At 52.1% G+C, this 22365-nt stretch carries 24 protein-coding genes; 21 read left to right on the top strand and 3 right to left on the bottom strand.

Annotated elements, in window-relative coordinates; translation table 11 throughout:
* Positions 1–10 precede the first annotated feature (10 nt).
* The 10 genes from BUA65_RS04645 (at position 11) to BUA65_RS04605 (ending at position 8071) form a co-directional block, all read left to right on the top strand.
* Positions 11–1018 carry a branched-chain amino acid ABC transporter permease gene (locus BUA65_RS04645; RefSeq protein WP_072867594.1) on the top strand — a complete coding sequence of 336 codons (1008 nt, stop codon included), beginning with the start codon at positions 11–13 and terminating at the stop codon, positions 1016–1018.
* Positions 999–1772 carry an ABC transporter ATP-binding protein gene (locus tag BUA65_RS04640; protein ID WP_072867593.1) on the top strand — a complete coding sequence of 258 codons (774 nt, stop codon included), beginning with the start codon at positions 999–1001 and terminating at the stop codon, positions 1770–1772. The genes BUA65_RS04645 and BUA65_RS04640 overlap by 20 nt, the downstream gene beginning before the upstream one ends.
* Complete coding sequence (locus BUA65_RS04635; RefSeq protein ID WP_072867592.1) at positions 1769–2491, top strand: ABC transporter ATP-binding protein; 723 nt, start codon at positions 1769–1771, stop codon at positions 2489–2491. Before BUA65_RS04640 ends, BUA65_RS04635 begins: the two co-directional genes overlap by 4 nt.
* Position 2492: 1 nt before the next feature.
* Positions 2493–3407, top strand: a complete 915-nt coding sequence (gene trxB / locus BUA65_RS04630; protein ID WP_072867591.1) for a thioredoxin-disulfide reductase — start codon at positions 2493–2495, stop codon at positions 3405–3407.
* Positions 3408–3777: 370 nt separating this feature from the next.
* Positions 3778–4791 (top strand): methylmalonyl Co-A mutase-associated GTPase MeaB, encoded by a 1014-nt coding sequence (meaB, locus tag BUA65_RS04625; protein ID WP_072867671.1) that lies wholly within the window; start codon positions 3778–3780, stop codon positions 4789–4791.
* Positions 4792–4823: 32 nt separating this feature from the next.
* On the top strand, positions 4824–5507 hold the full coding sequence (locus tag BUA65_RS04620; RefSeq protein ID WP_072867590.1) for a metal-dependent hydrolase: 684 nt from the start codon (positions 4824–4826) through the stop codon (positions 5505–5507).
* On the top strand, positions 5497–5763 hold the full coding sequence (locus BUA65_RS04615; protein ID WP_072867589.1) for a hypothetical protein: 267 nt from the start codon (positions 5497–5499) through the stop codon (positions 5761–5763). Before BUA65_RS04620 ends, BUA65_RS04615 begins: the two co-directional genes overlap by 11 nt.
* Positions 5764–5969: 206 nt before the next feature.
* Positions 5970–6137 (top strand): hypothetical protein, encoded by a 168-nt coding sequence (locus tag BUA65_RS18165; protein ID WP_165613191.1) that lies wholly within the window; start codon positions 5970–5972, stop codon positions 6135–6137.
* Between the two features lie 103 nt (positions 6138–6240).
* Positions 6241–6804: a hypothetical protein gene (locus tag BUA65_RS04610; RefSeq protein ID WP_072867588.1), complete on the top strand. Its 564-nt coding sequence runs from the start codon at positions 6241–6243 to the stop codon at positions 6802–6804.
* 13 nt (positions 6805–6817) lie between these two features.
* A complete protein-coding gene (locus BUA65_RS04605; RefSeq protein ID WP_072867587.1) occupies positions 6818–8071 on the top strand; it encodes a S8 family peptidase in 1254 nt (417 codons plus the stop codon).
* A 38-nt stretch (positions 8072–8109) separates the two neighbouring features.
* Here BUA65_RS04605 and BUA65_RS04600 read toward each other — a convergent pair whose 3' ends face one another.
* Positions 8110–8346, bottom strand: a complete 237-nt coding sequence (locus tag BUA65_RS04600) for a hypothetical protein (RefSeq protein WP_072867586.1) — start codon at positions 8344–8346, stop codon at positions 8110–8112.
* A 107-nt stretch (positions 8347–8453) separates the two neighbouring features.
* Here BUA65_RS04600 and BUA65_RS04595 point away from each other — a divergent pair, with 107 nt between their 5' ends.
* The 8 genes from BUA65_RS04595 (at position 8454) to BUA65_RS04560 (ending at position 18445) form a co-directional block, all read left to right on the top strand.
* Positions 8454–11327: a helicase C-terminal domain-containing protein gene (locus tag BUA65_RS04595; protein ID WP_072867585.1), complete on the top strand. Its 2874-nt coding sequence runs from the start codon at positions 8454–8456 to the stop codon at positions 11325–11327.
* 350 nt (positions 11328–11677) lie between these two features.
* Positions 11678–12250, top strand: coding sequence for a 4Fe-4S dicluster domain-containing protein (locus tag BUA65_RS04590; RefSeq protein ID WP_072867584.1), 573 nt, complete (start codon positions 11678–11680; stop codon positions 12248–12250).
* Positions 12251–12252: 2 nt separating this feature from the next.
* Complete coding sequence (locus tag BUA65_RS04585) at positions 12253–13110, top strand: CoB--CoM heterodisulfide reductase iron-sulfur subunit B family protein (RefSeq protein ID WP_072867583.1); 858 nt, start codon at positions 12253–12255, stop codon at positions 13108–13110.
* A gap of 28 nt (positions 13111–13138) precedes the next feature.
* On the top strand, positions 13139–15121 hold the full coding sequence (locus BUA65_RS04580; RefSeq protein WP_084062064.1) for a CoB--CoM heterodisulfide reductase iron-sulfur subunit A family protein: 1983 nt from the start codon (positions 13139–13141) through the stop codon (positions 15119–15121).
* The gene (locus BUA65_RS04575; RefSeq protein WP_165613190.1) at positions 15112–15582 is read left to right on the top strand and encodes a hydrogenase iron-sulfur subunit; all 471 of its coding nucleotides are present in this window, start codon (positions 15112–15114) and stop codon (positions 15580–15582) included. The genes BUA65_RS04580 and BUA65_RS04575 overlap by 10 nt, the downstream gene beginning before the upstream one ends.
* Before the next feature lie 8 nt (positions 15583–15590).
* Entirely contained in the window at positions 15591–16550 is a 960-nt protein-coding gene (locus tag BUA65_RS04570; protein ID WP_242656231.1) for a Coenzyme F420 hydrogenase/dehydrogenase, beta subunit C-terminal domain, read from the top strand.
* 13 nt (positions 16551–16563) lie between these two features.
* Positions 16564–17604, top strand: coding sequence for a 4Fe-4S dicluster domain-containing protein (locus BUA65_RS04565; protein WP_072867581.1), 1041 nt, complete (start codon positions 16564–16566; stop codon positions 17602–17604).
* Entirely contained in the window at positions 17597–18445 is an 849-nt protein-coding gene (locus BUA65_RS04560; RefSeq protein ID WP_072867580.1) for an FAD/NAD(P)-binding protein, read from the top strand. The genes BUA65_RS04565 and BUA65_RS04560 overlap by 8 nt, the downstream gene beginning before the upstream one ends.
* Before the next feature lie 410 nt (positions 18446–18855).
* Here the strand turns inward: BUA65_RS04560 and BUA65_RS04555 are convergent, their stop codons facing one another.
* Positions 18856–19251, bottom strand: a complete 396-nt coding sequence (locus BUA65_RS04555) for a TIGR04086 family membrane protein (RefSeq protein ID WP_072867579.1) — start codon at positions 19249–19251, stop codon at positions 18856–18858.
* Between the two features lie 98 nt (positions 19252–19349).
* Here BUA65_RS04555 and BUA65_RS04550 point away from each other — a divergent pair, with 98 nt between their 5' ends.
* Entirely contained in the window at positions 19350–19940 is a 591-nt protein-coding gene (locus BUA65_RS04550; RefSeq protein WP_242656230.1) for a TatD family nuclease-associated radical SAM protein, read from the top strand.
* Between the two features lie 32 nt (positions 19941–19972).
* Here the strand turns inward: BUA65_RS04550 and BUA65_RS18510 are convergent, their stop codons facing one another.
* A complete protein-coding gene (locus BUA65_RS18510) occupies positions 19973–20188 on the bottom strand; it encodes a hypothetical protein (protein ID WP_072867577.1) in 216 nt (71 codons plus the stop codon).
* Positions 20189–20733: 545 nt separating this feature from the next.
* Here BUA65_RS18510 and BUA65_RS04540 point away from each other — a divergent pair.
* Both BUA65_RS04540 and BUA65_RS04535 read left to right on the top strand, forming a co-directional pair.
* Positions 20734–20946 carry a heavy-metal-associated domain-containing protein gene (locus BUA65_RS04540; RefSeq protein ID WP_207543853.1) on the top strand — a complete coding sequence of 71 codons (213 nt, stop codon included), beginning with the start codon at positions 20734–20736 and terminating at the stop codon, positions 20944–20946.
* A 174-nt stretch (positions 20947–21120) separates the two neighbouring features.
* Positions 21121–22281, top strand: a complete 1161-nt coding sequence (locus BUA65_RS04535) for a tetratricopeptide repeat protein (RefSeq protein ID WP_072867576.1) — start codon at positions 21121–21123, stop codon at positions 22279–22281.
* The last annotated feature ends 84 nt before the right edge of the window (positions 22282–22365 follow it).

Genomic DNA, 22365 nt, shown 5'->3' with positions numbered 1-22365 from the left:
GAAGGGGCAGATGAAATTATCACGCAATACGTTTTTCTACTTTGCAGGGGCAGTGTTCTTCTTTGCCCTGGTCAAAGCCATGCAATTTAGTGGGATGCTCACTCCCTACTGGCAACTGGTGCTGGACCAAGCCCTGATTATTGTCATCGGTGCCCTGGGGCTTTCCATCATTTACGGCTTCACCGGGCAGTTTTCCCTGGGCCATGCAGCTTTTTACGGTCTAGGAGCCTATACGGCCGGAGCCCTGGACAAGGTCTATGGAAACGGCAACATGCTGTTTTTCTTTCTATCCCTCCTGACCGGGGCTGCGGTAGCAGGTCTGGTAGCATTGCTGATCGGCCTGCCTATTTTAAGGTTGCGTTCCGACTACCTTGGTATCGCTACCCTCGGGTTTGGTATTATTGTTAGAGTAGGCATGGAAAACGGCAACAAGTTGTTCCCGGTGCTGGGTGGAGCCACGGGGATGAGTGGCACACCCCAGGTGGCTCACTTCGATTTGATCTTCATCTTAACCCTGATTGTAATTCTGTTGGTACGTAATTTCATATTTTCTACTTACGGTCGTGCCTGCACCTCCATCCGAGAAGATGAAATTGCTGCCGATGTAATGGGCATTGATACTACCCGTTACAAGGTCATGGCCTTTGTCCTGGGCTGTGCCTTAGCGGGCCTCGCCGGAGGCATTTACGCCCACCGTTATCCTTTTTTGCACCCGGCCAGTTTTGATTTCCTGAAATCCTTTGACTTCCTCCTCATTGTGGTGCTAGGCGGGCTGGGAAGCATGACAGGCACTATCGTCACGGCAGTAGGCTGGGTCTTCTTGCTGGAAGTTTTGCGTGTGGTCCTGGGACAAAACTTTATTGACTGGCGCGGAGTTATTTACGCCCTCATCCTAGTCGTTTCGATTATCGTTAGACCCCAGGGTCTTTTCAGCGGCAAGGAATTGCGGTTATTAATCCCTGATCATCTGAAAATGCTGACCGGAAAGGAGCACACCCATGCCGGTTCTGGAAATTAGTAACCTGGCAAAAACCTTTGGCGGCCTCAAAGCAGTGAACAATTTTAGCTTAAGTTTAGATGAGGGAGAGATTGTCGGCCTCATTGGTCCCAACGGTGCGGGTAAAACGACAGTTTTTAACTTGATCACCGGCCTTTATAAACCAACCGCTGGTACCATACATTTTTGTGAAGAAGATATTACGGGCTTACCACCTTTTAAAATTTCCCAGCGAGGAATAGCCAGGACATTTCAAAATATTCGCCTTTTTAAAGGAAACACGGTGCTGGACAATGTGCGGGCAGTGTTTCATCCCCGCATTAAATATAACTTTTTTGATGCTCTTTTACGAACACCCCGGTATAACGCTGAAGAAGCAAAGGTTACCCGGGAAGCACTGGAACTGCTGGAGGCATTGAACCTGGCCCACCGGGCAAATGAAAAGGCAGCCAACCTGGCTTACGGGGATCAACGGCGGTTGGAAATTGCCCGAGCGCTGGCCACGCACCCCAAATTGCTGCTCCTAGACGAACCGGCAGCGGGAATGAACCCAGCGGAAGTGAAGCGCATGGTGGAATTAGTCCGTTACATCAAGGAGAGATTCAAACTGACGATATTACTAATTGAGCACCAGATGGGTATGGTTATGAACCTGTGCGAGCGCCTTGTGGTTATGGACTTTGGACAAATTATTGCAACAGGTACTCCCCTGGAAATCCGAAACAACCCGGTGGTTTTGGAGGCCTACCTGGGTAAGGGGGCGACAGTGGCTTGATCCTGCAAGTAAAAGATTTGGAAGTTTATTACGGTTCCATCCGGGCACTACAGGGGATTTCCTTTTACGTTGATAAAGGGGAAATAGTTACCCTTATCGGAGCCAATGGCGCGGGGAAATCCACCACCCTGCGCACAATCTCGGGACTGTTAATTCCCCGCCAGGGAGAAATATATTTCCAGGGCCAAAAAATAAATCGCACCCCGGCCCACCAGATAGTGAGAATGGGTATTTCCCACGTGCCGGAAGGGCGGCAAATATTCCCCAATCTCACCGTCATGGAAAACCTCTTGATGGGAGCCTACACCCGCCGCAACCGGTCCGAGGTACAGGAAAGCCTGGAAGAAGTACTGAACCGTTTTCCCCGTTTACGGGAACGGGCCAAACAGCTGGCCGGCACCCTGTCCGGCGGGGAGCAACAAATGCTGGCCATGGGCCGGGGATTGATGAGCAAACCCACTTTGCTTGTTCTGGACGAACCGTCCATGGGCCTGTCACCCCTGCTGGTAGAAGAGATCTTTGAAATTATCAAGAATATCAACCAGCAAGGAACTACTGTACTCCTGGTGGAACAAAATGCCTACATGGCCTTGCAGATAGCTCACCGGGCGTACGTGCTAGAAACAGGCCGCATTGTCTTAAGCGGCACCTCAGCAGAAGTACAGGCCAATCCACAAATTCGCAGCGCCTATCTGGGCGAAGTGGAAGAGGGGGCTTAAAATGTACGATGTAGCGATTATCGGAGGTGGCCCGGCAGGTTTAACAGCCGGGATTTACGCTGCACGAGCAAAACTCAAAAGCCTTTTAATTGAACGGGGTATGACCGGTGGCCTGGCAGCTACCACGGAATTTATTGAAAATTATCCGGGTTTTAGCGAAGGCATTGGGGGTCCGGAACTGATGAACCGGATGGAAGCCCAGGCCAGGCGTTTTGGCCTGGAAATCCTTAATTCCAATGTTGAGGCCCTCAAAAAAGAAAACCTGAACTTCATAATAAAAACAGAGGACACTGAGTTCACGGCCCGTACGGTCATTGTTGCCACCGGAGCGCAACCTCAAAGGTTAAACGTCAGGGGTGAAGAAACTTTTCATGGCCGGGGTGTCTCTTATTGTGCCACCTGTGACGGGGCCTTTTTTAAAGACAAACACGTGGCGGTAGTGGGCGGTGGAGACGCGGCAGTAGAGGAGGCCATGTTTTTAACCAAATTTGCCACCCGGGTGTTTATCATTCACCGGCGCGGTGAATTAAGAGCCACCAAAATCGTACAAGAGCGGGCCCGGCAAAACCCGCGCATAGAATTTATCTGGCACAGCGTAGTGGAAGAGATCACAGGTAACGAAATCGTAACCGGTGTACGCATTAAAGACGTCCGCACCGGCCAAACCAGCGAATTGCCCGTTAATGGGGTGTTTATTTACATTGGTTATAGTCCCAATTCTTCTATAGTTAAAGAGCTTGTTAAGCTGGACGAGCGTGGCTATATCCTTACCGACGCAAACATGCAGACCAGCTGTCCCGGCCTTTTTGCTGCGGGAGACGTCCGGCAAAAGTCCCTGCGCCAGGTAGTTACCGCCGTAGCCGATGGCGCCATTGCAGCAGTCAGTGCGGAAAAGTACCTGGAACAAAACCGGTAACGAGACAAAAAAGAAGCTGTATCGGTTGATACAGCGGAGAAAGGGAGAGGAGATTAGGTTGTTGTCAGCCTTTGTCTTTATTGTATCCATTACCCCGGGAGCTGAAAAGTTTTGGCGGCCAAACGGTTAGATTTACTTCCTAAGCGGAAAATAAAAGCTCTTACAGTTTCAGCGACCCCCTCGTTTTATGGTGGGCCCTATTTTTTTCCCCGCTGTTACCATTCGGCAGTTCATAGAAACCATCTGGCTGATACCCGAGCAATCAGCCGCCACAGTTAGCAAAAATATTTATAATCTTTTTATTCAAATAACAATAGATGCCATGGGGGTGGTTTTTTCAGTTATAATAAAAAGGGGGGAGGGGTACGAATTGAAGGATATAGCAAGCCTTATGGAAAGATTTCGGGCCGGCGACCCCAGAGCACTGGCCCGGGTAATCAGTTACCTGGAAAATGAAGAGCCTGTGGTTGAACACATCATGGAACAGATTTATCCCCTAACGGGGCGGGCGTATATCATAGGTATTACCGGTTCCCCGGGCGCAGGCAAAAGTTCCCTGGTGGACCATCTCACCACCTTGTTGCGCCAGAAAGGGGAAACCGTAGGTATTGTGGCAGTGGATCCTACCAGCCCCTTCACTGGAGGGGCACTGCTGGGAGACCGTATACGCATGCAAAACCACGCCACTGACCGGGGCGTATTCATACGGAGCATGGGTACCCGGGGGAGCCTGGGCGGACTGGCCCATACTACCGGGGAAGTGGTCAAAGCTATGGATGCTTTTGGCTTTTCCTGGATTATAGTGGAAACAGTGGGGGTGGGTCAGGCCGAACTGGATATTATGCACCTGGCCGATACCACTGTGGTGGTCTTAACCCCGGGGGCAGGGGACGCCATTCAAACCATTAAAGCCGGTATTATGGAAATAGCCGATGTCTTTGCCATCAACAAGTGCGATTTATCGGGGGCAAACAAAATTGCTGCTGAAGTGGAAATGATGCTGGATATGCAGGAGGATCGTTTAAGCTGGCGACCCCCGGTGGTAAAGACTTCTACCCTGGATGGACAGGGAGTAGCCGAACTGCTTGCAGCCATTGAAAGCCACCGGCAGTACATGCTACAGGACAAAACCCTGGGGGAAAGACGCTGGTTACGGACACGAAACGAAACCCTGGAACTGGTACAATACCTCTGGCAACGCATTATCACCCAGGAACTTGAGCATATTAATCCCATTCTTGATGCGGTTGCCAGGAGGGAAAAAGACCCTTACCGGGGGGCACGGGAGATTACCAGATACCTGCTGGAGAAATATTACCAAAAACTGGGTTCAGGATTTGAAATAGATACCAAAGAAGGTAAGGTGGGATACAATAACTCATAATAAAACTAAACTGAAAGGAGTGGTGTTACCAGATGAAGGTTACCTTTTTAGGCCACGCAGCCTTTCTCCTAGAGGGAGAGGCAAAGGTATTAATTGATCCCTTTATTACTGGCAACCCGGTAGCCACCGTTCGGGTTGAAGATCTGCACCCGGACCTGATCCTGGTCAGCCACGGCCATGGTGATCACCTGGGGGATGCAATTGAAATTGCTAAAAGGTCCGGTGCAACGGTAGTCTCAGTCTTTGAACTGGCCAGTTATTGCAGCCGTCAAGGTGCACTGGCCCACGGCATGCACATCGGAGGGAGCCATCAATTTGGTTCGGTAAAAGTAAAATTAACGCCCGCCTGGCACGGCAGCGGACTGGTTACCAACGGACCAGCTGAATATCTCGGCACTCCCTGCGGCTTTGTTTTTACCATGGACGGAAAGACCATTTATCATGCCGGAGATACAGGATTATTTGGAGACATGGCCATGGTGGGACGCCTGCATCCCATTGACCTGGCCCTGTTGCCCATCGGAGATAATTTCACCATGGGCCCTGAAGACGCCCTGGAAGCAGTACATCTAATTAAGCCAAACCTGGTCATTCCGATGCACTACAATACCTGGCCCCTGATTGAACAGGATCCCCAGGAATTCAAGCGGGCGGTGGAAACACAAACACCGGCGCGGGTAATCATTCTCGCCCCGGGAGAGAGCTATGAAGTCTAATCACCAGCCGGACCCGGCCTGGATGCGGGAACAGGGACAAAAGCTCCTAACATTGTTTAACCAGGCCCTGAACCAGCTGCAGGCGCTCCCACCTGACCCGCAGCTGGCCAATTACGCAGCCTTCCTTCACGGGCAGATTTACGGCCTGGCCATTGCCTTACATTTTCTCTTCCCGGGGTCCGGCAATCTGGGGGAAAAGGCCGCTTTAATGGTAAGACCCGTTCTTACCGAACACCGGTGTGAATGTGAAAGTTAAAAGGCTGAAATGGCTAAAAGGGAAGTCAAAGAGGAGGTTTACCTGCACGGTAGCCTCCTCTTTCTTTGAGTCTCTTTTTCCTCCCTTTGAAATAATTGTAATCAGCGTCACCCCATCCAAGTTTTTCTCATATTATAAACCAGAACGATGCACCCGGGTGTCGTTCAGAAAGAAAATTTAATTCCATAAATAAGGAGGAATTTAAGATGCCCGATGTGGTGGAAAAACCGGAAGTGGGGACCAAGGCTACTAGCGTCACTGAAGTTTTTGCGGGTATTTTCTTGATTCTAATTGGCCTTTTGTTGATCAGGTTCGGGTTCTTCTTCGCCGGTGCTCTGGTTGCCGTAGTAGGACTGGTTGTCCTGGCCTTTTAGAGCCAGCATGCCACCGGTACCCGTGAGGAACTTTTCCCTAAACAAGGAGGGCTACACCAGTGTAGCCCTCCACCCGCATCTTAGATGAAAGGATGTGCAGAGCGTGAGCTACGAAAAATCCATCCACAAAGCTCTCGATGACCTGGTGGAAAAACTAGAAAGCCTGCAGGCAGAAAAAAGCGGTCAGATTGAAGATACTGGAAAAGTGTCGGCCAGCCTGGACCGCCTGGCGGAATTAATTGCCGATCTTGAAGTACAGCGTTCACGAGAAAACAAACTGACCCAGAAGTTGGAAGTAGTCATTAATCAACTGGAGCGCCTGACCAAGGAACCTCTTTTTCGTTCCGAAGCCCAAAAAAAGGATCTAGAGTTCACACTGCGCAAGATTATCGCCGGCACCAGAACAGTCGGCCAGGTAATTGAAATCATCGCCAACAGTGTACAGATCATGTTTGATTCCATACTGAAAACCTTCAATGACTTCAAGGTAAACGCCAATCAAAGCACCCGCAGCGGCAAGAGCAATTCCCTGGAACTGGCCAAGGTTCTAGAACCTATGAACACCTTTTTAAGGAGCCTGGCCGCAAACATAGAAAAAAAAAGTAACGCCGAATCAACGGCAAGCTCGGAAGATACCCCGGCTGTTAGCGGCAGCAAGCAAGCATAGGGAGATGGGGCCGATGAAGCTTTTTGCCCATCATGAAAAACTCTCCAACATAGTACTCTTCAAAAAACCCGCTTTTGACGGGAATGAATTGCGCAGGGAATACCAGGACCTTCTTCATAAACACGGCGCCACCCGCATTGAACCTTTGCCCTTGGTGAACGGCGTAGTTTGCAATTTTTCCTTAGGGATTCAGCTGCGGGCTTTAGGAGAAGAGGAAGAAGTAGCTGTCCTGGAAGAAAATCTCCAGGTAAAACTGTATCCGTTTGAGGTACAGTCAAAAAACATTTTTCTGGAACAGGAGAGTTACCAGATCATCCCCTGGGGTATTCACCGCATTGGAGCGGACCAGCTCTGGTCCCAGGCCACGGGAGAAGGCATGAAAGTAGCCGTTTTAGATACGGGAATTGACCTGCACCACCCCGACTTACAGAAAAATATTGCCGGGGGCGTAAATTTTGTGGAACCCCACCTTCCACCCCAGGATGATAACGGCCACGGCAGTCACGTAAGCGGTACAATTGCGGCCGTAAAAAACAACTATGGTGTGGTCGGTGCCGCTCCCGGAGCTAAACTTTACGCCGTAAAGGTTCTCAATCACAAGGGCGAAGGGTATTTCGCCGATGTAATCCGGGCTCTTGCATGGTGCCTGGAACAGGGCATCCAGGTGGTTAACCTGAGCTTCGGCTCCAACACACCCAGCCATGCCCTCCATGAGGCCATCCGCCAGGTAACCGGCAAGGGAATGATTGTGGTGGCTGCAGCCGGCAATGACGGTACAACCCGTTCGGTGGACTATCCCGCAGCATATCCGGAAGTAGTGGCGGTAGGTGCAGTAGATGAAAAGAACCGTCTGGCCTCCTTTAGCAGCCAGGGGCCGGAAATTAATCTTGTGGCTCCGGGGACCCGCATACTTTCCACCGGAAACGGGGGATTATTCTGGCGTTTGAGCGGTACCTCCATGGCTACTGCCCACGTCAGCGGGACAGTAGCCTTAATATGGTCCATGGCACCCCAACTAAACTCCGATCAAATCCTGCGGACCCTTTATTCCTCGGCAGAAAGACTACCTGATCTCACCCGTGAACAGCAGGGTGCGGGAATGGTACGGGCGGATCACGCCAGCCAAAAACTAAGCCGGGGGAAAGGAGAAGAACTGGAAACCCCGGTAATGGAAACAACTGGTGCCGATCAGGCACATGAACCAAGCCACCGCTTTCCCCTTCTGCACTTTGGCCCTTTGTTTCCGGGACCAGTGAGGGAACAATAAGAATTTGGGGTAGCTTCGAAAGCTACCCCAAATTAATTTTAGCTTTTATCCTGGTGGTTCATTAACTGCATCATATTGGCCAGCAATTGGTTTAGTGCCTGATTATCCTGTTCACGGAGGGAGCGTATAAATTCTATGGCATTACCAAAAATACCCATCAAAACTGCCGGATCAACGCTGGCTCTTAACTGATCCAGCGTGGTCGGATCGATGTTCTCGAGCAGATTACGCAAGGGTTCGGACAACATGCCCAAATCCAAAGGTGTTTTTTCCATCTACTCTTCCCCCCTTTAATTTGATACTATATATATGTGTGTGATATATGTGTGTGATTATTTTTTTGCCCCCATGACCAGAATTCGAAAAGGGGAGAGTGTGCGCGGTGCCACATTCGGTGGTAGTTTGTGATGTGGAAACTACAGGTTTAAATCCTCAACATGATGAAATCATCGAAATAGCTCTCCTCCGGCTGGAAGAAGGAGAAATAACCGGGCAATTCCACAGCCTCGTCCGCCCGCGACAACGGATCCCAGTAACCATCCACCGTCTCACCGGTTTAAGTGAGGAACTTCTGGCCAGTGCCCCGTCGATAGATGAGGTGTTACCATCAGTGATGGATTTCCTTGGCAACAGCTCCCTAATGGGTCATAACGTATCCTTTGACCGGGATTTCCTGCAAGCCGCGGCAGGCACCCCGATCGCAGCTCAGCTTTTTGATACCCGGGAACTGGCCCGCATCCTTTTACCCAACGCCCCTGGCTTTCGACTGACCGACCTTTGCCGGCTTTTGGGGATAGAACAAAGGCGCGTCCACCGGGCACTGGATGACGCTCTGGCCACGGTCTCCCTTTATCGCCGGTTGCTCGATAAGGCCGGGGAAATGGAGGGGCAGGTGTTGTTATACCTGGCCGCCTTTTTGCAGCGGGCCGGATCGGCCTGGGCAGACGAAATAGGCCAGCTGGCCTGGCAATGCCGCTCCAGGAAGATTACCCGCCCCGCCTTCTTTTTGCCCCCTGAACCGGAAGAAACACAGGAACCAGTTTGCCCGCGAAACCTTCCTCAATCATCCCGGGAGCTAGCCGCCTTGCTGGAGCCCGGCGGCCCCCTGGCTCTCCACTTGGAAAACTACGAATATCGCCCGCAACAAAAACGAATGGTAGAGGCGGTAACCCGGGCCCTGGAGGAAGAAAAATTTTTGCTAATGGAAGCCGGCACGGGAACGGGAAAATCCATGGCCTACTTGATCCCGGCATTTTACTGGTCCCTCTTCCGGAAACAGCGTGTCCTTATTGCTACGCGAACCATTAACCTACAGGAGCAGTTATGGCAAAGAGACATACCCCTGGTGAAAGCGGCCCTCGGCTGGTCCTGCCGCGCCGCACTGGTTAAAGGCAGGCAAAATTATCTGTGCCTGCGGCGCTGGTTAAATACCCTGCAGACCAGTGATTGGACTGCTGCGGAAGCAGCTTTCTATGCCCGCATACTCGTCTGGACACAAGAAACCACCACCGGGGACAGGAGCGAACTCAATCTTTCCAGTTTGGAGCAAGAACTCTGGCAAGAACTGTGTGCCGATAGTGAAGCCTGCCTGGGCTCCCGTTGCCGGTGGTTCGCCCGGGCCTGTTATGTTTCCCGGGTCCGGGGCCAAGCTGAGAGAGCTAATCTGATCATTGTCAATCATTCTCTTCTCTTTTCCGATGTGCGAGCTGAAAACCGCGTACTTCCAGAATATGCCGCTCTGGTAGTAGACGAAGCGCATCATCTGGAAGACGCGGCCACTGAACAACTGGGGCGCGCAATTTCGCGTACCGTACTTTTCCGCTGGTTAAACAAGCTCAACCGGCTCCTGATCCGCTTGAGCGAACTGGCACCGCACCGGGGCGATTCTTCCTGGCTTTCCAGCCTCCAAAAAGTCCGTGATGCCTGCCACAGGGCATTCGAGGGGGCGGAGTCGTTCTTTAACGTCTTCCAGCAACTGGTTGTCCGGCAAGCTTCCGTGCAACAAAAAGAAAATACACGCAGGCACGTCCTCCGCTTACAACCGGGCTTAGAGGGGGATATCACTGTCGAGCTGCAATCGGAACAGGCAAACCTCCTTTTCTATCTCAAGGACTTGTTGACCGGCTTGAAAAACCTTATAGATCACCTGGAATCCAGCCAGATAGAAGATGAGAGCTGGGCCGGCCCGATCTGGGAGCTATCATTCCATGCCACAGAGGGTACCAGGATGGTAGCAGACCTGGAATCCATTCTTAAGGGCACCCTGGAGAAAAACGTCTACTGGGTCGAAGTACATGAAGGAGGGGAAAAGACCAACTGCAGCCTGCGGGCTGCGCCAATTCAGGTAAATAAAATACTTTACGAACACTTGTATCAAAGTAAAAAATCAATCATTTTTACCTCAGCAACCTTAACGGTTGAAGAATCGTTTGAACATTTTATGGAACGTACCGGTTTGGACCTTATTCCTCCCGAACGTGTAGTAACCATGCAGGTGGACTCACCTTTTCGGTACGAATACCAATCCCTGCTATGCGTTGTGAGAGGACTGCCTACTCCCGGAGAAGGGGCCGAAGATATATACTTCGCCACCCTGGCAAGTACGCTCCTGGACCTGGCTGAAGTTACGGGAGGCCGCATGCTGGTCCTATATACCTCCCACCGAGCACTGCAGGAAACCTATCGCCGGTTAAAGCCCACATGTGAAGAAAGGGATATCTGTCTCCTCGGCCATAATCTTGACGGCAACCACTGGCAACTGGTAGAGGAATTTCGTACTTCTGAAAGGGCTATCCTAATGGGAGCGTCCAGCTTCTGGGAAGGTGTGGACATTCCCGGACCGGCTTTAAGCTGCGTGGTCATGGTCAAACTTCCCTTTTGGGCTCCCCAGGTTCCAGTGGTGGAAGCACGCCTGGAAGAGCTGGCCTCCCAGGGGAAGGATGGTTTCCGCCATTTCAGCCTCCCCCAGGCCATTATTCGCTTTAAACAGGGCTTTGGCCGGCTAATCCGGACAGCCCAGGACCGGGGCGTAGTGGTAGTTTTAGATGGACGCCTGCTAAACAAAAAGTACGGCCGCCATTTTTTACATTCTCTACCTTTAAAAAGCCACATCCACGGAGACCGCCACCTGATTGTGAAGCGGATTGCCCACTGGTTTGCCCGTCCCGGCAGTCAGCCTAACTGGCTTGCGATCAATCAAACCGAAAATGTAGAGCGATTTGCTTCTTCCAGTCAACAAAAGAAATTTAATCTCTAAAACTGTCACATTTCGGCCAGCGGCACATACTATATTAAGGACCAACAAAGTAAAGGGGTGAGTTGTCTTGCGCGTGTATTTCGTGCGGCTGCCATCCTTCATAAGAGCCCTTTTAATGAGGGTTTGGAAATAGGGTCGGGGACAGGCCAAAACCTGTCCTTTTTTATTTGCTTGCAATATTGTGATCTCCGTCATTTTTAAAACGGGGATTTTTTTTAGACTTTAAAAAGGAATTATAATTGAGGCGTCGAAAGTATATCTTAAAACAGATATAGCATTAATTGGTTTTAGCGAAATCAACCCCTATCATATTCGAAAAGGGGCAAGTTCTTTACAAAAGAGGGATTGAGATGGAAACTATCAGACTCAACGAAAGTGAAGATAGGGATTTTATCGAACGTGTATCCCGGGAAAGCGGACAGGCAGTGGAAAATTGTTACCAGTGCGGAAAGTGTACCGCCGGTTGCCCGGTGGCCTTTGCCTATGACTTAATGCCCCACCAGGTAATGCGTATGGTACAAATGGGATTAAAGGAAGAGGTACTTCGTTGCCAGAGCATCTGGCTCTGTGCCTCCTGCGTTACCTGTACGGTCCGTTGCCCCCGGAAGATTGATGTAGCGATGGTTATGGACACCTTGCGGATTATGGCCCGCCGCAAGGGCATGGTACCCCCAGGCAGGGGACGCAATGTAGCCCTGTTCAACAATAATTTCCTTGGGTCCATTCAAAAGTACGGGCGGCTGTTTGAATTAGCCACCATGGCCATGTTCAATCTCAAAACCGGCCAGCCTTTCCGGGAAGCCAATACAGGGCTAACCATGTTAAGGCGGGGCAAGTTAAAGTTATCGGTAACAAAACCACGGGGATTGGAAGAAATTAACCATATTTTTGAAAAAGTACGCCAGGCGGAAAAGGAGGTTTAAACGTGAAGTTTGCCTATTATCCCGGTTGCAGTTTGGAAACCAGCGGGAAGGAATACGATCTTTCCACCCGGGCGGTAAGTAAACACCTGGGTATTGAACTTACGGAGGTCCCCGACTGGAGTTGCTGCGGGGCTACGGCTGGACACAGTACGAGCCACCTTCTGGCCCTGGCCTTGCCCGCCCGCAATCTGGCCCTGGCCGAAGAAACAGGTCTCGACGTAACCGCACCCTGTGCTGCCTGTTACCAGCGCCTGGCCCTGGCCTGCCACGAATTGAACCAGAACCCCCAGTTGCGGGAAAAAGTCAATGAAATTACAGGGCGGCCTTTTCACGGCAAGAGTAAGGTGATATCCATCCTGGAAGTGATTAGTTCCGTTGGTTTGGAGCAGATTCGGGCCCAGGTAGTGAAGCCCTTAAAAGGGCTGAAAATTGCCGCCTATTACGGCTGTCTTTTAGTGCGGCCCCGGGCCATCCAGATCGATGATCCCGAAAACCCGCAAATTATAGAGCAAATTATGCAAGCCGCCGGAGCGGATACGGTGGACTGGCCGCATAAGACCGAATGCTGTGGGGCTTCCCTGGCGGTAAGCAATGAAGAAGTAGCCATTCCCATGGTTTCCCGTATCCTGAAGGCGGCGGCACTCTCCGGTGCCAATTGCCTGGTGTGCGCCTGCCCCCTGTGCCACTTCAACCTTGACATGCGCCAGTTAAAGGTTAACCGACTCCGGGGAACCAATTATCAATTACCGGTATTTTATTTCACCCAGCTTTTGGGGGTGGCCATGGGTTTGAATCCGCAGGATTTGAGCCTGCATACCCATTTTGTAGATACCGGCCAGGTACTTAAACTGGTTGGTTAGACTATCACCGACAAGGAGCGATAGAAGTATGCAGCGTATCGGCATCTTTGTCTGCTGGTGTGGTTTAAACATCGGCGCGGTGGTAGACATGTCCCGGGCAGTGGAAGCAGTTTCCAAATTTCCGGGAGTGGTGTACGCCACCGACTACAAGTACATGTGCTCTGAACCCGGGCAGGAAATCATTATCCAGGCAGTGCGGGAACACCGCCTGGACCGGGTGGTGGTAGCCTCCTGCTCTCCCCGCCTCCACGAAGCTACCTTCCGCAAAACCCTTGCCCGGGCTGGATTGAACCCCTATCTTTTAGAAATGGCCAATATCCGGGAACAGTGCGCCTGGGTACATCAACGAGAACCAGAAAAAGCTACCCAGAAAGCCATCGAATTAATCCGCCGGGCCGTATCCAAGGTAAGCAAGCTGGAACCCCTTTTTGAATCCACCATTCCCGTCACCAAGCGGGCGCTGGTCATCGGCGGCGGCATTGCCGGTATGCAGACCGCCCTGGACATTGCCGACGCCGGTTACCAGGTCATCCTGGTGGAAAGGGAGCCTACCATTGGCGGGAAAATGGCCATGCTGGATAAAACTTTTCCCACGCTGGATTGTTCGGCTTGAATTATCACGCCCAAGATGGTTGCTGCGGCGCAGCACCCTAATATAACCCTGTTTACTTACGCCGAAGTAGAAAAGGTAGAAGGTTATATCGGCAATTTCGAAGTGACCATCAGGCAAAAAGCCCGCTCCGTCGACCATAGCAAATGCACCGGATGCGGCACCTGCTGGGAGAAATGTCCCACCAAGGTGTTAAGCGAGTACAATTTGGGATTGGGAATGCGCAAGGCCATTTACATCAGCTTTCCCCAGGCTGTACCCAACAAACCCGTTATCGACCGGCAACACTGCAGACAGTTTACCATGGGTAAATGCGGCGTTTGCCAGAAGGTTTGCCCGGCACAGGCAATCGATTACCAGCAGGAAGACCAGTTAGTTAAGGAACAGGTGGGGGCCATTGTTGTGGCCACCGGTTACGACCTGTTTGAATGGGAGCAGGCCTACGGCGAATACGGTTACGGGCGCTATCCCGATGTAATCAGCGGGCTGCAATTTGAAAGGTTGAACAACGCTTCCGGGCCAACGGGAGGCAAGATTTTAAGGCCCTCCGATGGGAAGGAACCAAAAAACGTGGTTTTCATCAAGTGCGTAGGTTCCCGGGATGCAGCCAAAGGGAAGGAATATTGCTCCCGGACCTGCTGCATGTACACGGCCAAACACGCTCACCAGGTGCTGGAAAAAATCCCGGGTTCAAAGGTCTACGTCTTTTACATGGATGTTCGGACCCCCGGTAAGGCCTACGAGGAATTTTACCTGCGCACGGTCCATGAAGGTGCCCGGTATATCCGCGGCCGGGTATCCAAAATTTACCCCGAAGGTGACCACCTGGTGGTCATGGGTGTGGACACCCTTTTGGGCCGGCCGGTAGAAGTAGCCGCGGATCTGGTGGTGCTGGCCACGGCCATGGTACCCAGCAAAGGATCGGCCGAAATTGCCCGCATTGTGGGCTTTTCCACCGACCAGGACGGATTCTTTATGGAAAGCCACCCCAAACTGCGGCCGGTGGAAACCAATACCGCGGGAGTCTTCCTAGCCGGAGCCTGCCAGGGACCTAAAGATATCCCCGATACCGTTGCCCAGGCCAGCGCGGCCGCGGCAAAGGTATGTGCATTGTTCTCCCACAGCGAGATGGCCGTGGACCCCATGATTGCCCACGTCAACCAGGCCCTTTGTTCCGGTTGCCTGGAATGCAAAAACGTCTGTCCCTACCGGGCCATTGAAACGGCAACGGTCACCGAACGGGTGGGCGGTAAAACGGTGGAACGCACGGTGGCCAGTGTTAACACCGGACTGTGCCAGGGATGCGGCGCCTGTACCGTAGCCTGCCGGGCCGGGGCAATCAACGTCAAAGGCTTTACCAATGAGCAGGTACTGGCGGAGGTGGACGCACTGTGTCTGTAACAGAACAATGGGAACCTAAAATCATCGGCTTTTGTTGTAACTGGTGCAGTTATGCCGGCGCCGATCTGGCGGGCGTTAGCCGTTTGAACTATCCCACATCAATCCGGGTGATCCGGGTGCCCTGTTCGGGAAGGGTTAATCCTGTTTTCATCCTGCGCGCCTTCCAGAGGGGGGCTGACGGTGTGCTGGTGAGCGGGTGACACCCGGGGGACTGCCACTATGTTAGTGGCAACTATCATACGCGGCGGCGCTACCTTATTTTTAAGCGCCTGCTGGAATACGTTGGCTTTGAACCGGGACGCTTCCAGGCCCGCTGGATCAGCGGCTCCGAAGGGGCTAAGTTTGCCCAAACAGTGGAGGATATTACGGCACAAATTAAAGCCCTGGGACCGAATACCAAGATGAGACAGAAACCAGTGCCGAAACCTGCTGATGTTTCCACCGGGGTGAGGGTGGAATGAGTGAACTAATGAAAATCCAAGAAAATTTGAGGGAGACAGCCCGGAAATTGTTAGCCAATGGGGAGGCCAGCCTGGTGATCGGTTATGCCCTGGGCAGTGAAGTAAGCCGGGTAGTTCCCGCCTTCATCAGCCGGGAAGATGAGGTGGACCGGCTGGTCTGGAATCCCCTCTGTATCAATAATCTGGCTAAATACCTGCTGGATTACCGTCATGAACCGGGGAAAGTGGCGGTGGTAGTCAAGGGCTGTGATTCCAGGGCCATCATTCGCCTGCTGCAGGATAACCAGATCACCCGGGAAAAGGTGATCATCCTGGGCATACCCTGCCCGGGCCTGATCAACCCGGATCTGGTGGCGGCCCGCCTTGACCCGGGAGCACAAATTACGGTTGCAGCCGTCAGTAAGCAAGACTTTTCTTTGCAGACAGGGGAGGGAACTTTCACTTTTACCCGGGACGAGGCCCTGCTCAAGAAGTGCCGGGACTGCGAACAACACACCCCGGTAATTGCCGATTTTATGCTCGGGGAAGAAATACCGCCTAACGATCCGGGGGATCCCTTTGTCGCAGTAAAAACGCTGGAAGAACTCCCGGTAGAAGAAAGAAGCGCATACTGGGATAAGCAGTTCAGCCGGTGCCTGCGGTGTTATGCCTGCCGCAATGTTTGCCCGGCTTGCACCTGCCGGGAATGTGTCTTTGACCAGGCGGAACCCTGCTGGGTGGCCAAAGCCAATAACCTCCCGGAGAATACTGCTTTTCATCTCATCCGGGCCTTTCACGTGGCCGGACGATGCGTGGATTGTGGTGAGTGCGAGCGGGTATGCCCGGTAAATATACCCCTTTCGCTCCTCAACCGGAAGATATTGAAGGACATGAAGGACCTGTTCAACGTCCCCACTCCGGGTACCAGTCTGGAGGAACTGCCGCCCTTAGGGGCATTTACCAAATCCGATCCCGATGAATTTATGTAGAGGGTGACGCCCGATGAAAGCATACACCATTACCAGGGATAATTTAGGGGCCTGGCTCGATGCCCTGGCCAGGGATTACACCTTGATCGCTCCCGTCAGGGAAGAAGAGAGCGTTTCTTTATTTAAACCCGTAAGTGGCTTTGCTGAGATAAACCTGGGTTATACCAATAGCACGGTATCCCCAAAGGGCTGGCTTTTCCCCCAAACGGAAGAAATGTTTTTCTTTTCCACCGGCGGTGATCAGATTACCCTCGCGGACGCGCAAACTCCCGGACCGGCCGTACTGTTTGGCCTTCGCCCCTGCGACATTAAAGGGATCCTGGCTCTAGATCCGGTTTTTAATGGTGCCTACCAGGACTGCTATTACCAGAAGCGCCGCCAGGATACCATTCTGGTGGGTCTATCCTGTACCCGGGTGGAACGTGACTGCTTTTGTACTTCCATGGGAGGAGGTCCCACCGACGGGGGGGGAGCCGACCTTTTATTAACAGAGATAGACGGTGGTTACGGCATCGAGGTGCTAACCCCTCGGGGAGAGAAACTGGTCAATAGGTACCAACAGTACTTTGACGCTGACCGGGAAAACCGGGTAATTCCGGCTCGCGAGGAACTGGGTAAAAAATTAGCGGGGCACTTTACCCGTAATGTGGACACTACCGGCCTAAAAGAATTCCTGGATCAACACTTTGAATTACCTTACTGGGGTGAGCTTGCCCGCCGCTGCCTGGGGTGCGGCATCTGCACCTATATATGCCCGACCTGTCACTGCTTTGACATCTTCGACCAGAGCCCGGATGGGGAGTCGGGAGTGCGCTCGCGCTGCTGGGATTCCTGCATGTTCAGCCACTTTACCCGTATGGCCGGCGGACACAACCCCCGGCCCACCCAAAAGGAACGGGTACGCAACCGTTTTCTGCACAAACTGAAATACCACCGGGACCGCTACAACCTGGACGGATGTGTTGGTTGTGGCCGTTGCGTCACCAGGTGTCCGGTAAATATTGACATCCGCCAGATCATTGCCGACCTGCAGGAGGTGGCCCGGCATGAGTAATTGCCGTCACAACCCTTTAAAGCCCTATCCAGCCACCATCGTGAAAATTATCGATGAAACCCCGGACGTGAAAACCTTCCAGATGGTGTTCGATGACCCGGCAGTAATGGAAAGTTTCCGGCAAAAACCGGGCCAGGTGGCTCAGCTTTCAGTGTTTGGTGTGGGGGAGGCTACCATTTCCATTACTTCCTCACCCACCAGGAAGGGCATCCTGGAGTTTAGCGTGAAAAAGGTGGGCATGCTGACCAGTGCCCTGCATTGCCTGGAACCGGGTACCAAGGTGGGTATCCGCGGTCCTTACGGCAACCACTTTCCGTACGAGGTAATGAAGGGCAAGGATCTTTTGTTTATTGGCGGTGGTATTGGCCTGGCTCCCCTGAGAGCACTAATTGATTTCGTGCTGGCCGAGGAAAACAGAGGAGACTACGGAAAGATAGATATTATCTACGGTGCCCGGTCTATGGACGACCTTTGTTTTAAATACGACATCCTGGATCGCTGGCCCCAAATGCCGGGCACTACCGTCTACACCACCATTGACCGGGCCGAGCCTGGCTGGGAGGGGCATGTAGGGTTTGTCCCGGCCTACCTTGAGGAAATCAATCCCTCCCCGGAAAACAAGTATGCCATTACCTGTGGCCCGCCCATCATGATCAAGTTCGTGCTGCAGGCCCTGGAAAAGATGGGTTTTTCCGACGACCAGGTGATCACAACCCTGGAACTGAAGATGAAGTGCGGCATTGGCAAATGCGGCCGTTGCAACATCGGCAGCAAGTACGTGTGCCTGGACGGGCCCGTATTTTATTTGAGTCAGTTAAAACAGTTACCACCGGAATTTTAACATGCGCTAACAAGGCCCCAGCCCCTAAACAGCCAACGAAATGGCCTCTTCAAAGCGGGCAGCCAATGGCCTGGTACACCGGGGAAAATTAGCCCTTTACTGTAAAAACCCCGTGGCTAAGGGCGGGCGGTCGTCCAGCTCCCTGCAAGAACGGGGGTGAGGTGCCGCTCAAGGTATTGAGTGGCAGTCTTCGGAAGAATGAAAAGACACCGTCTTTCAAAGACCGGTGTCTTTTTCACCACATATAATATTGCAGGTCTTTTTCCCGGGGTGATCAGGATGACAAAGACGTCACGTTGGCGCATTTATGTGGGGCTGTTTCTTTTAAGTGCGGGAGGGATATTGCTGGGCATAATCCTGTTGCTGCGCTAAAAAAGGATTTCGCCATAATCCCGTAGAACTTAAAAGAGTCAACCTTGATCGCCGAAGCCTACCCCCAGTATGCCCCCCAGGGCGCCAGCCACGAGGGACAAGATCAATTTTTGGAGCAGGGAAACGGGTATGACCTGGGAGGGGAGTACGGTGGTAGCAAGCAGCCAGGAAACGAGGAAAAATAATACGGCCACCCCCAAACCGTGAAACAAACCCCGATTCCCAGCCCGGCTCGCAGCGGAGCAGGCTCCCACCACCACACTGAAGAAAAATAGACCTGCGGCAAACCAGGGCAGGCTACTTTCAGCGAGGCTGGTAAAATAATAACCCGCACCTATTAAAGCGCTGCCCAGAAAGGATACTGCCAGTCCTAAAAGAGTCCCCCGCAATACTTCCCAGAGGCTAAAGGAACCGGGAGTTTCCTGGTTAAGCAAGGTTGATCACCTCCGTTTTTTTATTTTTCATCTATAGTAGGTGACCGTGGATAATATGACTAATTTTGGCCGGGAGAGGAAAAATGGCAGGACAAATTGTGGCTTATCCACTGGGGCAAAATTTATATCTCAATATCACCAACCGGTGTACAAACAACTGCCTCTTTTGCATCCGCCGCACCTCCGAGGGTGTTGGCTATGATCTCTGGCTCAAACAGGAACCATCCCCGGAAGAGGTGCTTGCCGCCGTGCAAGACCCCACCTGCTACCGGGAAATAGTTTTTTGTGGTTATGGGGAACCGCTAATGCGTTTGGAAGTAGTCAGGGAGGTAGCAGAGCAGCTAAAAAAAAGGGGGGCACAAATCAGAATTAACACTAACGGGCAGGCGAATCTAGTGTATCAAAGAAACGTGGTCCTGGAATTAAAAGACCTGGTAGATGCCATTTGTATCAGCTTAAACGCGCAGTCGGCCGACCGCTACCTAGAAATTTGCCGGCCCATATACGGGGAGAAAGCCTACCAGGCCGTATTAGATTTTGCCCGCTGTTGTGTTGGACAAATTCCCAAGGTGGTCCTTTCGGTTGTGGAATGGCCGGGCGTGGACGTGGAAAAGTGCCGGGAAATTGCCCGCAAGCTGGGAACAGAATTCCGGTTGCGGCGGTTTTCCGGTACGCTCAAACAGACATGAGCCAAAGCATCCCAGCGCCGCTGGGCTTTAGGTCAGACGCCCGTACTGGGCCTTTTTATGCCTAACGTATCACCCGCCCTTTCTGCAGGCTTTCCTTCGGAAGAACCAGGAGGGTGGGGCGGGGTGGGATCATCAACAAAATCGTGTTCCCACTGGCCATCGAGGTTAACCATAGTGGCCGAACCGGTAGCCTCCGGGATAATGGCATCGCCTTTAGCAAAAGGTTGCTTTTTTTTCTTTTCCGTCACCACTTTTTCCTCCTTTAAAAAAGCGGTCGTTTCCCGTCGTCTCAATCCTTAAGTGCCGACGCATAGTACCGATTTGTAAATATTCAATAAAACCGTTATGACGAGGATGCGGCGCTGTCCGGAGCGAACGACTTGCGAAGCGCCGGTAACAGCACCCGGTGAACCCAGCACTCACTGGCAGTGGTGCTCTTTCTAAGCCTGCTATAAAAGATAGTGAGCTGCATGTTTTTCCCCGTATGGCTTTTTCAGTGAATGCTGGGCGGCCCGAAGCGAGCCGCGGTGCGCATCTTACGCGGAGCACTGGAGTGAGCGGGGACCCAGCACTCACCGGGATACTAGCTCTTCCCAAAACCTGATGTGTCAATTAAACCTGAAACACCGGGAGTAGAGTCATATTTGGGTGAGTGCTGGGCCGCATCCAACCGGGTTCACTGAATATTTACACCGATTTTATATATCACCGGCTGTTCCTGTTCTTATACGAATACAATCCGGGGGATAATATAAAAACGGCTATCTGGTAAAGGAAGGGGGTGTAAAATCCTTTGACGATACAAACGACATGGCTAAAAATTGAAGGGATGTCCTGCAACCATTGCAAGGCTGCAGTGGAAAGGGCTTTAAAGCAAATTGACGGAGTAAGGAACGTTTTAGTTGATCTGGATAACAAAAGGGCCACAGTTACCCACAATCCCAAGGTAACCATGGAGGAACTGGCCAGGGCAGTTGAAAGGGCGGGTTATCAGGTGCTTACATAACTTTAATTTTGCCAGTAGCCGGAGGTAACATATTGCCACCTCCGGTTTTTCTGTTTGAACATCCTGTCGTAAGAAGAGAATATTTGATGGAATAAAGTTACAATTATTAGCAGGAAAAACCAGGGGCCAGAAAGAAATGGGATTTAACAGATATCGGAAGAAGGAGCGATTCAGATGTGGAACCCACTACCTGCACTGAAGCGCCAGAGTACCTTGGCCGTTTTGTGGCAAGTAGGGGCCCGCATCCTGGAAGCCCTGGGGGCCGACGAACAGGCCCTGCGCTGGATTGATCGGGCCATGCGGCTTGAACCCAGACAAGCAACGCTCCACCTGCATGCAACCAGGCTGTGCCTGAAACGGGGCCGCCTGGACCGGGCAATCCTTCACTGGAAAAAAGTAGCCGGTGAACAGGGTAAAACCAGCCTCTTGTACTGGCTTAAACGGACCAACCAACGGGCTTTTAATGCCTCCCGGTTGATACAAAAGACCGGTACTTACTCCCTGGAAGAAAAGGAGAAAAATCCTGCTCCTCCCGTTAAAGAGAGAAAGAATTCCCTGCCCCGTTTTTTAGGCCGGTTTGGAGATATTTTCCAGAGACACCCCGACACACCGCCTCTGGATGAAATAGGCGTGCAACTACTGGAAATAGGGAGGGCCGAACAGGCTCTGGCCGTGTTCCGGCAGGTTCAGCTTTGTCAGGGAGCCAGTCCTGAACTATACCTGAATATGGGGCTGGCGGCCAGCAAGCTGGGTCGGCACGAAGAGGCCCTGGAATATTACCAGCGGGCGCAGGCCGGGGGATTGAATAACGTAGAAATAATGAACAACAAAGGATACAGCCTGTCCCATTTGGGGCGATATGAGGAGGCCATTGCCTGTTATGAACTGGCCAAAGAAATGTGTCCTGGAGATGCGGCTATCCTGTCAAATCTAGCCTCCTGCTACCACCGGGCCCAGTTATATCAAAAAGCCCTTTCCTGTTATGAAAACGCCCTCCGTTGTAGTTCCAATGACACCACAACCTTGAACAACTATGCCTTGTGCCTGGATGAAATGGGCAGGCACGGGGAAGCCCTCCAGTTCTACGACCGGGCTCTGGCCGTGGATCCGGATAACCAAACGATCCTTCTGAACAAGGCTGCATGTCTGGTAAAGTTGAAACGCTATGACGAAGCCATAGCCATATGTGACCAGATACTGGCCAGAAAACCCGGCTGTCTAGAAACATGGGGTATGCGGGGAAACGTGCTAAACGAGATGGGTCGCACCTCGGAAGCCGTGGAATGTTACAACCGGGCTTTGAGCCTGTCGAGCAAAAAATTTGCAGGCAGTTGAATATAATTAAATATAACTTCCTTTGCTGTTACGGCGGCTTTCCTGCATCGTCCGGGGATGACCGCCGTCTTTGTTTTCGCTGCT

The organism is Desulfofundulus thermosubterraneus DSM 16057 (assembly GCF_900142025.1).
GTDB classification, from domain to species: domain Bacteria; phylum Bacillota; class Desulfotomaculia; order Desulfotomaculales; family Desulfovirgulaceae; genus Desulfofundulus; species Desulfofundulus thermosubterraneus.
This window is presented reverse-complemented; position numbering and strand designations above follow the sequence as displayed.

Bases quoted from the DNA above. Each gene is read 5' to 3' on its own strand.
- BUA65_RS04570 (WP_242656231.1), top strand. From the start codon at position 15,591: ATGAAAATCCAAGAAAATTTGAGGGAGACAGCCCGGAAATTGTTAGCC.
- BUA65_RS04645 (WP_072867594.1), top strand. From the start codon at position 11: ATGAAATTATCACGCAATACGTTTTTCTACTTTGCAGGGGCAGTGTTC.
- BUA65_RS04565 (WP_072867581.1), top strand. From the start codon at position 16,564: ATGAAAGCATACACCATTACCAGGGATAATTTAGGGGCCTGGCTCGAT.
- BUA65_RS04605 (WP_072867587.1), top strand. From the start codon at position 6,818: ATGAAGCTTTTTGCCCATCATGAAAAACTCTCCAACATAGTACTCTTC.
- trxB (WP_072867591.1), top strand. From the start codon at position 2,493: ATGTACGATGTAGCGATTATCGGAGGTGGCCCGGCAGGTTTAACAGCC.
- BUA65_RS04615 (WP_072867589.1), top strand. From the start codon at position 5,497: ATGAAGTCTAATCACCAGCCGGACCCGGCCTGGATGCGGGAACAGGGA.
- BUA65_RS04600 (WP_072867586.1), bottom strand. From the start codon at position 8,346: ATGGAAAAAACACCTTTGGATTTGGGCATGTTGTCCGAACCCTTGCGT.
- BUA65_RS18165 (WP_165613191.1), top strand. From the start codon at position 5,970: ATGCCCGATGTGGTGGAAAAACCGGAAGTGGGGACCAAGGCTACTAGC.
- BUA65_RS04560 (WP_072867580.1), top strand. From the start codon at position 17,597: ATGAGTAATTGCCGTCACAACCCTTTAAAGCCCTATCCAGCCACCATC.
- BUA65_RS04535 (WP_072867576.1), top strand. From the start codon at position 21,121: ATGTGGAACCCACTACCTGCACTGAAGCGCCAGAGTACCTTGGCCGTT.
- BUA65_RS04620 (WP_072867590.1), top strand. From the start codon at position 4,824: ATGAAGGTTACCTTTTTAGGCCACGCAGCCTTTCTCCTAGAGGGAGAG.
- BUA65_RS04640 (WP_072867593.1), top strand. From the start codon at position 999: ATGCCGGTTCTGGAAATTAGTAACCTGGCAAAAACCTTTGGCGGCCTC.
- BUA65_RS04590 (WP_072867584.1), top strand. From the start codon at position 11,678: ATGGAAACTATCAGACTCAACGAAAGTGAAGATAGGGATTTTATCGAA.